The sequence below is a fragment of the Flavobacterium granuli genome (assembly GCF_031456055.1).
Taxonomy (GTDB): Bacteria; Bacteroidota; Bacteroidia; order Flavobacteriales; family Flavobacteriaceae; genus Flavobacterium; species Flavobacterium granuli_A.
Map to the genome: position 1 here is coordinate 149,873 of NZ_JAVDTX010000009.1, position 7,393 is coordinate 157,265.

Annotated in this window: 4 protein-coding genes; all 4 read left to right on the top strand. The window is 36.5% G+C overall.

Annotated features, from left to right (window positions below; all coding sequences use genetic code 11):
* Positions 1 to 6 precede the first annotated feature (6 nt).
* Positions 7 to 1,632: a RagB/SusD family nutrient uptake outer membrane protein gene (locus tag J2W95_RS17325; RefSeq protein ID WP_310009291.1), complete on the top strand. Its 1,626-nt coding sequence runs from the start codon at positions 7 to 9 to the stop codon at positions 1,630 to 1,632.
* 31 nt (positions 1,633 to 1,663) lie between these two features.
* Positions 1,664 to 2,743, top strand: coding sequence for a SusE domain-containing protein (locus J2W95_RS17330; RefSeq protein WP_310009292.1), 1,080 nt, complete (start codon positions 1,664 to 1,666; stop codon positions 2,741 to 2,743).
* A gap of 58 nt (positions 2,744 to 2,801) precedes the next feature.
* Positions 2,802 to 3,869: a SusE domain-containing protein gene (locus J2W95_RS17335; RefSeq protein WP_310009294.1), complete on the top strand. Its 1,068-nt coding sequence runs from the start codon at positions 2,802 to 2,804 to the stop codon at positions 3,867 to 3,869.
* A 435-nt stretch (positions 3,870 to 4,304) separates the two neighbouring features.
* Positions 4,305 to 7,199, top strand: coding sequence for an alpha-amylase family glycosyl hydrolase (locus J2W95_RS17340; protein ID WP_310009296.1), 2,895 nt, complete (start codon positions 4,305 to 4,307; stop codon positions 7,197 to 7,199).
* The last annotated feature ends 194 nt before the right edge of the window (positions 7,200 to 7,393 follow it).

A 7,393-nucleotide genomic window follows, 5' to 3' on the forward strand; every position in this document is an offset into this window, starting at 1 on the left:
TTCAAGATGAAAAATATTAAAATAAAATTATTGGGAATTTCATTGTTATTATTGGTAACGATATTTCCTTCATGTACAGATGATTTGAATCAGGTACCTGATAATGGTGATTCAAAGTCATCAGACGAATTATTTAAAGATCCGGCTTCTTACAAGCAGTTTTTGGCCAAAATTTATGCTGGCTTAGCAGTAACAGGACAACAAGGACCTGCTGGTTCACCAGACGTTTCGGGCGTTGACGAGGGAGCAAGTGACTATCTTAGAGGATATTATTATTTACAGGAATTAACTACTGATTTGGCAGTTATAGCATGGGGTGATGCAACTATTCAAGATTTCCACAATCAAACTTGGACTTCTTTGGATACTTTCCTAAATGCCACTTATGCCCGTTTCTCTTTCCAAATCGTTAACTGTAACGAATTTTTAAGACAAACCACTGATGAGAAATTAACAGCGAGAGGAGTTGATGCTACTTTGAAAACTGAAATCGGTTATTTCAGAGCAGAAGCTCGATTTATGAGAGCTTTAACTTATTGGCATTTACTAGATGCTTATGGTGGTGGTTCATTGGTAACAGAAGAGTCTCCAATAGATTTTTACTATCCTGACTATGCTACAAGAGCTCAATTGTACGATTTTGTTGAATCAGAATTGAAAACAATCATTCCATTGTTGAAACCTAGAGGAAACGAAAAATATCGTGCAGACCAAGGTGCTGCAAAAATGTTATTGGCTAATTTGTATATGAATGCAAAGGTTTATGTAAATGACAATGATGGATTCAATAAAGCTGTTCCATTATTAAACGAGATAATCGCTTCAGGTTATATCATTCATAATCCAGCAGGTAGAAATGGATACCAAGAACTATTTTTGGCTGATAATGACAAAAATGGAGCAGAAAACGAATTTATTTTTACTGTTGCAAGTGACGGTCTAAATACACAAACTTTCGGTGGAACGACTTTCTTAACTCACGCAGCAGTTGGTGGAAGTATGAAAAAAGATGACTTTGGTATCAACGGAGGTTGGGGAGGTATAAGAACTACCTCTGCATTTGTAAAAATGTTTCCAGGAACAACTGAAGCTGCAAATACATCCGATACTAGAGGGAATTTCTACAAAGATGGTCAAAGTCTTGAAATTAAAGACATATCGGTATTTACAGATGGGTATGCCGTTCAGAAATTTAGAAATTTAACTACTGCAGGAGTACCTGGATCAGACAAAAAAGGTGATTTTGTTGATTCTGATTTCCCGTTGTTCCGTTTGGCAGATACTTATTTGTTGTATGCTGAATGTGCTATTCGAGGAGCGTCAGGGGCAAATCTGTCTACAGCGGTTACATACGTAAATGCTTTGAGAAGCAGAGCGAAAGCAGACGTTATTACACAGTCTCAATTGACATTACCATTCATTCTTGACGAAAGAGCAAGAGAATTGCATTGGGAACTTCATAGAAGAACGGATTTGGTTCGTTTTGGTAAATTTACTGGAGGTTCTTATATCTGGCCTTGGAAAGGTGGGGTAGAGAGCGGAGCACCAACTCAATCATACAGAGATATATTCCCAATTCCTGCGAATGCTTTATCAGCAAATACAAAATTGATACAGAATCCAGGTTACTAATAACTAAATCATTAAATATTAATCATATAATATGAGAAATTTAACTAAAGTAATAATAGCTCTATTTGCTGTACTTGCCGTGTCTTGTACACTAGATGAAGTGAAGGACAGGGCAGTAATTTCACCTGTTGGTGCTCCTGTATTAACAGCTCCTGAAACTGGTGCTTCTTACGTGTTGAAGCCAGAAAGTGCTGCTGCTCAGATAGAACGTTTTGTTTGGACTTCAGCTGATTTTGGAGGCCCTGTTGAGATTAACTACACTGTCGAAATCGATAAAAAAGGAAACAATTTTGCAAACGTACAATCTTTGGGATCAATAAAAGCAGAAAACCAATTGTCCGTTACCCAGGAAGCTATGAATACAGCTGTACTAAATTTGGATGCAATTCCTTTCACACCAGCTGATTATGATGTGCGTATTAAAGCCGCTACCGGTCTTTTTACACCTATGTATTCCGATATAATCACTATCACTGTTACTGGTTATACAACTGAAAATCCTAAATTATGGATTCCAGGAGGCTATCAGGCTGCATCAGGATACGGTTCAGACTGGACACATTCATCAGCGCCTCAATTATCAGCCTCCGGATTCGGAAAAGTGGATTTTGAAGGATATGTAAACTTTGAAGGTACAGGTGCGAAATACAAGTACTCAGCTCAGCCTAGCTGGACTGGTACCAATTACGGTGCCGGAGCAGATGCTGGAAAAATCAGCACTACTGGTGGGGATATTGATATGCCTGCAGCTGGTTATTACAGAGTAGAAGTAGATACTGAAAAATTGACCCAAAAACTGACAGCAACTGCTTGGGGTATTACAGGTGATGCGACTCCTGGTGGATGGCCAACCGATGCGACTCCTAAACCAGATATTGTGATGAATTATGACAAGGATACTAAACTTTGGACAGCAACCTCTCATTTGAAAGCCGCAAAAATCAAATTTAGAGCCAATTTTGCTTGGGATATTAACTTTGGTGATGACGGAGCTGATGGTACATTGGAGTATGGTAAAGCTGACATCTCAGTTCCATCTGAAGGTAATTACACCATTACTTTGGACTTGAGCAATCCAAGAGAATATACTTACACTCTAAAGAAAAACTAATTTTGAAGGCTTCCGGTCATTAAACGCCGGAAGCTTAAAAAATATTAAAAATATAAATATGAAAAATATAACTAAATCGTTAATCGGATTATTTGCAGTATTTGCTTTTTCGTGTACTCCAAGTGATATACAGGACAGACCTGAAGTTACAACAACTGACGTTCCAGTATTGACAGCTCCTCAATCGGGTGCCATCTATGAATTAAAAGGGGAAAATGCTGAGCTTCAGGCTGAGCGTTTTACTTGGAATTCGGCTAATTTTGGCGGAGCTACAGTTACTTACACTTTAGAGATTGATACTAAGGTAAATAACTTTACAGGAACTACTGAGTTCAAAAATCTTGGTTCTGTAGAAGCACAAAACCAATTATCAGTTTCCGTAACAACTATGGATGAAGCAGCATTGGCATTAGGTGCTGTTCCTTATTCACCAACTGAATTTGTTGTGAGAATCAAAGCCGTTGCTGGTACTGCACCTGTAATGTACTCAGATGCGATTGGAATTGTAATCAATCCTTACATCAATCCAGCTCGTTTGTGGCTACCTGGAGGTTATCAAGGAGCCTCAGGTTATGGAGGAGATTGGACTCCTGCAACTGCTCCACAATTGGCTTCGTCAGGATTAAACAAGCCAGATCTTGAAGGGTATGTGAATTTCGCAAGTGTTAGTGCATTTAAAATGACAGTTGATGCTACTTGGGATAAACCTCAATTTGGTCTAGGTGACACTGCGGGAACCATTAAATTAAACGGAGGAGATATCCCAACTCCAGCCTCTACAGGTTATTATTTGGTAGAGGTTAATGCGGCAAAATTGTCATACAAATTTACAAAGACCGATTGGGGAATCGTTGGTGATGCAACTGGAAGCTGGGATAACAGTACAAACATGACCTATAATGCAACTACTAAGGTTTGGACAATTACAGCAGCCTTAACTGTTGGAAGTATGAAATTCAGAGCAAATAATGGTTGGGACATCAATTATGGAGATACTGGAGCTGATGGAACATTAGAATTTAATGTAAATGATAATATCCCTGTTGCTGTTGCCGGAAATTATATCATTACTTTAGATTTGAGTAATCCGAGAGCTTATACTTACACAATGGTACTACAACCATAATTCTATTTACATTTTTAAGAAAGGGCTATCTAACGGATAGCCCTTTTTTATTTCATATCACTCTTCCCTTTTATACATTCATTTTTTTTTGAAGTCCAGTCTCATTTGTATATATAATTTACTCCTGCAGTTATACTTATTACATCTGCATTCATATTTATAGATCCTGCATTCACAAATATGCCTCCACTTTTTAGAAACTTCCAGATTATAATTTCTTAGAACCATAGCATTTCACAAATATCAAGTATATACAATCTTTTCAACTTCGAAAAAACAGACCAATTTTTAGTGTCTAAATCAATTATTTTAATTTTATTTTTCAACACTACAACGTTGTCGTAAAGCGTTTTAAAAAACGCTAACATAGAAATGTCTTTATATAACTATATTTATGATTCCAAGAGGTTATAAACCTAAAAACCAATGAAAACCATGAAAAAACTTTTACTTTTATTATTACTCTTTGTTTCTTTGGGAAGTTTTGCCCAGATACAAACAGTTACCTATTCCATAAGTCCTGAAACATTTGAAGAAACAACTTCAATTACAATCACCATCAATGGAAACAGCATAAACGAAAGCACTTGGGGTGTTACCGGGAACGCACTGTATTTATGGGCCTGGGCATTTGACTTAGACGACGCAACTCCAAAAGGAACACCTCTTAATGGTTCTTGGGAAGCTGCTGACGAAGCCAGTAAATTCACTTATAATGCAGGTAATGATACTTATACAAAGACATTCATACCAACAACCTATTACAATGTAACTAATATTGGAAAAATCGGTTTTTTGATTAAGGCCAAAAATGGAACTGGAGATAAAAAATCACAAGATATCCTTGCAGAAGTAGGTTCATTCCAAGTTAACTTAACTTCACCTACACAAAACAGTACTACAATTTTATCTTCTGGCCAAAATCTTTCGATTGCTGCAACCAATACTAACGGTGTTGCAAGTTACAATTTAAAGTCAAACGGAGTTAGCATCAATACTAGCGCGAGTATTTCTAGTTATTCATTTACCCACACAAATATCACAGACAATCAAAACTATGAATTGGAGGTAACACAAGGAACAACCATTATAACCAAAAAATTTACCGTGGTTATTAATCCAAATGCAGCTCCAGAAACTATCCCTGCTGGCATGATTGACGGAATCAATTACAATCCAACTGATGCAACCAAAGCTACTTTAGTTTTAGATGCACCTTTAAAGGATTTTGTTTATGTAGCTGGAAGTTTTAACAATTGGCAACCTGACAATACTTATGCCATGAAAAAAGACGCTACAGCTGGATCCACAAAATTTTGGATAGAATTGACGGGCTTAGAATCACAAGAAAATTACACTTATCAATATTGGGTCGGAGAATCAACACCCATAGCTAATTCTCCTGCACTTGTAAAAACAGCCGATCCATATTCGACTTTAGTGTTATCTCCTAATGATGATCAATATATTCCAGCATCCACTTATCCAAATATTCCTCCATATCCTGCTGGTCAAGATAAAGAAGTAACTGTTTTACAAACTGGACAAACTCCATATGCTTGGAGCGCAGCAACGACAAGTTTTGTAAAACCGGAAAAAGACAAATTAGTTGTATACGAAGTATTAGTACGCGATTTTGATGCCAACAGAAATTATCAAGATCTTATTGATCGTATTGATTATTTTAAAAATTTAAAAATTAATGCTATTGAATTAATGCCCGTAATGGAATTTCAAGGAAACGAAAGCTGGGGATACAACACTTCTTTTCATATGGCATTGGATAAATTTTATGGTCCTTCTACCAAATTAAAAGAGCTAATTGACTTATGTCATCAAAACGGAATTGCAGTGATTCTGGATGTAGCCTTGAATCATGCTTTTGAAAGAAACCCGATGATACGCATGTGGATGAATGACCCAGATGGCGATGGATATGGTTCCCCAACTGCAGAAAATCCATATTTTAATACTGTAGCAATGCACAGCTATAACGTAGGAGAAGATTTTAACCACCAGTTACCAAGAACTCAAAATTATGTAAAACGTGTAGTCAAACAATGGATCGAAGAATACAAAATTGATGGTTTCCGTTGGGATTTAACCAAAGGATTTACGCAAAATTGTCCTTCAAATGTTGCTGGCGGACAAGATGCTTGTACCAATGCAGAACAAGCTGATAGAGTCGCTGTTCTTAAATCCTATGCTGACTATTCTTGGTCGTTAGATCCAACTCACTACACAATTTTTGAACACTTGGGAACTGATGCCGAAGAGCAACAATGGGCTAATTATAAAACTAATGAGACACCAAGTAAAGGAATCATGATGTGGGGAAAAATGACCGACAATTATAACGAATTATCAATGGGTTATACCGCTAATATTTCAAAAATGACAAGTCAAAGTCGCGGTTTTACATCTAATAGATTAATGGGGTATGCAGAAAGTCATGATGAAGAACGCCTGATGTACAAAAATATACAATACGGGAACTCAGCAAATTCAGCTCATAATGTAAAAAATCTTAATGTAGCCTTATCGAGAATGTCATCTATAGGAGCCGTATCTTTATTAGTTCCAGGCCCAAAAATGATTTGGCATTTTGGTGATTTAGGAAACGAATCCTCAATTTTTACCTGTAGTGATGGTAGCGTAAATGACAATTCTTCTACAATAGCTGGAGATTGTAAATTATCTACCAAACCACAAAAACAATGGGGAGATGACTGGCTAGGTAACGACACTAGAAATAAAATCTATTATGATTGGGCTAGAATGATTGGATTAAAAACAACTGAAGCTGTTTTTTCAGGAGTCGCCACAATGACTAGCACATCAAGTTTAACACAAAACATCAAAATCACCAATAACGCTTTAGCAAATACAGATCTTAAAGATGTTCTCATCATTGCTAATTTTGATGTAACTGCCAAGGATGTGACTACAGGCTTCCAATACACAGGCTCGTGGTACAATTTAATGGATAACTCTCCTTACTCAGTGACCGATGCCAATGCTACAATTAATTTACAACCTGGAGAATTTAGAATCTACGGAAATAAAACAACCACTTTGGCCACTACAGATTTTGATGTATTAAAAGATATCTATATTTATCCAAATCCAGCTTCAAGTTATTTTACATTAAACACAAATACAACCAAGGTCCAAATTTATTCTATAACAGGACAATTAGTTAAAACTTACAGCAAAAGCAAAGCTAAAGATCAACAATATAGTATAAGTGATTTAAACGACGGAATGTATTTTATTAAGGCCTACAACGACGAAAATCAAGTAAAAATTATGAAATTCATCAAACAATAAATCCTAATAAAGATATTTTTGATTAGTTTATTTTTAATCAGCCACCAAATTAAGTTTTGGTGGCTTTTTATTAAAATAAATTTTAGACACCATAAAAAACATTATGGCATGTCCCTACGGGTCGGGCTGTCCATTGTATCTTTTGCTTTCCCTAAAAAGGAAAACAAAAGGATGCCTTTCCCATCCCTCATGCA

Coding starts and splice junctions, on each gene's coding strand:
- J2W95_RS17325 (WP_310009291.1), top strand. CDS start 7: ATGAAAAATATTAAAATAAAATTATTGGGAATTTCATTGTTATTATTG.
- J2W95_RS17330 (WP_310009292.1), top strand. CDS start 1,664: ATGAGAAATTTAACTAAAGTAATAATAGCTCTATTTGCTGTACTTGCC.
- J2W95_RS17335 (WP_310009294.1), top strand. CDS start 2,802: ATGAAAAATATAACTAAATCGTTAATCGGATTATTTGCAGTATTTGCT.
- J2W95_RS17340 (WP_310009296.1), top strand. CDS start 4,305: ATGAAAAAACTTTTACTTTTATTATTACTCTTTGTTTCTTTGGGAAGT.